2 protein-coding genes and 1 pseudogene are annotated in these 3,476 nt (G+C 50.5%); 2 read left to right on the top strand and 1 reads right to left on the bottom strand.

Features of this window, described 5'->3' with window-relative positions; genetic code table 11:
• Nucleotide 1: 1 nt before the first annotated feature.
• Together Q0294_RS20165 and Q0294_RS20160 are read left to right on the top strand one after the other, a co-directional pair.
• Nucleotides 2-1,582 (top strand): sulfatase, encoded by a 1,581-nt coding sequence (locus tag Q0294_RS20165; protein WP_299469046.1) that lies wholly within the window; start codon nt 2-4, stop codon nt 1,580-1,582.
• Between the two features lie 121 nt (nt 1,583-1,703).
• On the top strand, nt 1,704-1,976 hold the full coding sequence (locus Q0294_RS20160; RefSeq protein ID WP_299469044.1) for a hypothetical protein: 273 nt from the start codon (nt 1,704-1,706) through the stop codon (nt 1,974-1,976).
• 55 nt (nt 1,977-2,031) lie between these two features.
• Here Q0294_RS20160 and Q0294_RS20155 read toward each other — a convergent pair.
• Nucleotides 2,032-3,476: pseudogene (locus Q0294_RS20155) on the bottom strand (peptidase M56); the annotation flags it as partial.

Genomic DNA, 3,476 nt, shown 5'->3' with positions numbered 1-3,476 from the left:
CATGAGTTCTCATATTTCACGCTTCACGCGACGGGTTGTTGTCAGCTGTCTGATACTGTTTTTGATTTCTGCAGCGGTGATTACGCCAGCGGTCGCTGCAAACTTTCAAAACAAAGATCAACAGACACCCAACATTGTGGTGTTCCTCGTGGATGATATGGGCGTGATGGATACTTCGGTTCCCTTTCTGACCGACGCGCAGGGCAAACCCAAGCGTTATCCGCTTAATGATTATTATATCACCCCCAGCATGGAACGGCTGGCGAAGCAGGGGATTCGCTTTAACAATTTCTACGCGATGAGCGTCTGTTCGCCCACACGCATTTCGATTATGACCGGTCAGAATGCGGCACGCCACCATGCGACCAACTGGATCAATCCCGCCAAAAACAACGCAGGACCACAGGGGCCGCCCGACTGGAACTGGGAAGGGTTGAAAAAAGACGATGTCACTTTGGCCCGTCTGCTGGAGCAGGCCGGGTATCGCACGATCCATGTCGGCAAAGGGCACTTCGGAGCAGACGGGTTTCCCGGAGCAGATCCCAGCAATCTCGGTTTTGATGTCAATATCGCCGGCGCTGCGTTCGGTGCGCCCGGCAGTTATTATGGATCCAAGAACTTTGGCCGCAGCACGAAGCGGTCTCACCACGCCGTTCCGCATCTCGAAAAATATCATGGCACCGAAACCTTTCTTACCGAAGCACTCACGCTCGAAGCGAACGCCGCGTTGGCCGCAACCGTGAAGGCGGGGCAACCGTTCTACCTTTATATGGCCCAATATGCCGTCCATGCGCCGTTTGATTCCGATCCGCGTTTCGCCGCGCATTACAAAGACTCAGGCAAGCCGGCTCCCGCGCAGGCTTTTGCCACGTTGATTGAAGGTATGGATAAATCGCTGGGCGACATCATGAATCAACTCGACGCGCTCGGCGTTGCCGAAAACACGCTCATCTTTTTCCTGGGGGACAACGGTTCCGATGCGCCGCTGGGGCATCAGCACGCCGTCGCCTGTGCCGCCCCGTTACGCGGCAAGAAAGGGGCTCACTACGAAGGGGGCATGCGCGTGCCGTTCATCGCCGCCTGGGCCAAACGGAATCCTGACAATCCACTTCAGAAACAACTGCCGATCCCCGCCGATACGATCCAGACTCAAACCGCAGCAGTGCAGGATCTGTTTCCAACGATTCTGAACATTACAGGAGTCAAATCGCCGGAAGACCATATCGTCGACGGAAAACTCCTCAACACACTGCTCACCGGCAAGCCGGACGACTCGCGCGATGAGACATTTCTGATGCACTATCCGCACTCGCCGCACCGCAGCAATTATTTCACCACCTATCGAGACGGCGACTGGAAAGTCATCTACCACTATGTTCCCTCAGAGGACTCGGAAGGGTCACATTATCAGCTCTATAATCTCGCGAAAGATCCCTTTGAGCAGAACAATCTGGCCGCTCCGGAACCAAAGCAGCTCAAAAAAATGATGCAGGCCCTGATGACCAGCATGGAACAACACAACGCCCTCTATCCCGTGGAAAAAGCGGGTAGCAGTAAACCGTTAAAACCGAAACTTCCCTGATTTCGAAAAGAAAGATTGATCCGGGTGTCTCCGAAATGCGTTCATAAAAGATCAAAGTCCGCTTCAGTAGCTTGAAATGCTGAGGCTGGTGCGTCCATTGGATTTCTCAGGAGCATAAACGATGAAAAAACAAATGATCCGCATTTCCATTCTGCAGTCCAGCAAAGTCATGACGGCAATGTACGCTTTGATGGGATTCATCTACACCCTGATCGGCATTCCCCTGGTTGTCTTCGGCAGCGACCAGCTTCGCATCATCGGGGTCATCTACCTGTTTGGTCCATTGCTCATGGGCTTTTTCGGATTTATATTTTTTGTCTTCTTTGCCTGGATTTATAACCTACTGGCCAGCTGGCTCGGCGGCTTCGAATTTGAAGTCAAAAACATCGAGTAAAGACAAGGAAAAAGTGGCTTCCTAACTCCCGGATCTCGAATCTCTCCGGTACTCGTCATTTTTCTGACGATTTGAGGTCACCTTCCGTCTGTTTTGCAGCAAGTGCGTTATCGAGTTGCTCACTCACAATGAACTCAAGAATGCGCATGCTCAGGTGCATGGCTTCTCCTTCGGAGAGATCCACCTGCGTCTCTAGTGGAATCGATAGCTTCCTGGCGGCGTAATGGTAGTAATTCTCAAATTCATAATCGGCTGTGGAATCAGTACTGATGATGATACGACCATCGCGGCCGATCAGGAAGGCACTCAGGAAGCCACTCATCTCACCAGGATCTGTGTATTTATTAAGAGTCGTTCCTTCATTGAGATTCGTCCCTGAGTCGATGGCCGCTAATGTTTTCGATTGATGAAAGTTCTGATACGCGTGGATCTGATCAGGGGTTGTTCCTGCAGGGAAAATGTTAAGGAAGACCACACCTTGCTGAGCATATTTCATCTGGATCTGTTTCAACCAGCTCATCATCATACGCAACTGAGGCCGCATTTCGTCCTGGATATTTGAAAAAGCAGAGATGTCCATAAATAGCAGCACGACTACTTTCCCTCGAAAGTCGTCCAGATTTCTTGCTTTCCCATCCATCCAGCTGGCTACTTCGAGGCTTGGTGCCATCTCACCGACCTGCAACTTTGGTGTGTATTCAGGTAGAGGTGGAATTGGCAGTGGCGCGCCGGCATAGTCTTGGTTGTCATCTTTGATTTTTTTAAAGAGTGTTTCCTGTGGGAATTTCAATGCGAGAGTGGCTGGTTCAATAGCTTTATTGCGAGTGAATTCGGTGGCTTCCCAGGTTTTGACGAGCCCAGGCACCAGTGGCAGGTCGGGAAGTGGATGATCGTCTAAATTATCGATGCCAATTTCCGCGACCTGTTTTTCAATCGCGAGACTGTCAAACGTGTATTCCTGGAATTTGATCTTCACCGGATAATATCCGTCAGCTACTTTTTTCACATCCAGAACTTCAATATGGTGATGTAAGCCTCTCACGACTTTATTCGCATCATCAACCAGCGCCCATTCCAGACGTAAAGGCAGGTAACCCTGCGCTGGATCGATCCAGGCCCGCATCCGATCACGTAGCTCTGTTGCTTCTCCTCCAGGAGTGAAGAATCCATCTACCAGAATCACAGACCGACCTTTGTACTCAACACGACCGATCACCTGATAGTGGTCGGGAGATTTTGACATTGAATAGTCCAGACCGTTAGAAAGATTTTCATTCCAAATCAGTTCTTTCAACCCCAGTGGCGCGATCGTTTTGAATGAATAAATCGACGTAGGTTTAGTCCCGATTGCAGCGGTTTTGAATCGATCGTCGGGTCCGTTTCCATGCCAGTGTCGCATTGGTGGTTGATTTTTATTTGACCAGGAGATCATTTTGATCGAATGGTAATGTGTATTCAGGTTCTCAGCGGGCCAGACGGGGCCTCGATTTAATTCAGCCT

The sequence above is a fragment of the uncultured Gimesia sp. genome (genome assembly GCF_937919775.1).
Classification (GTDB): Bacteria; Planctomycetota; Planctomycetia; order Planctomycetales; family Planctomycetaceae; genus Gimesia.
Note: the sequence above shows the minus strand (reverse complement) of the source record. Positions and strands in the feature narration are given on the sequence as shown.

Coding starts and splice junctions, on each gene's coding strand:
- Q0294_RS20165 (WP_299469046.1), top strand. CDS start 2: ATGAGTTCTCATATTTCACGCTTCACGCGACGGGTTGTTGTCAGCTGT.
- Q0294_RS20160 (WP_299469044.1), top strand. CDS start 1,704: ATGAAAAAACAAATGATCCGCATTTCCATTCTGCAGTCCAGCAAAGTC.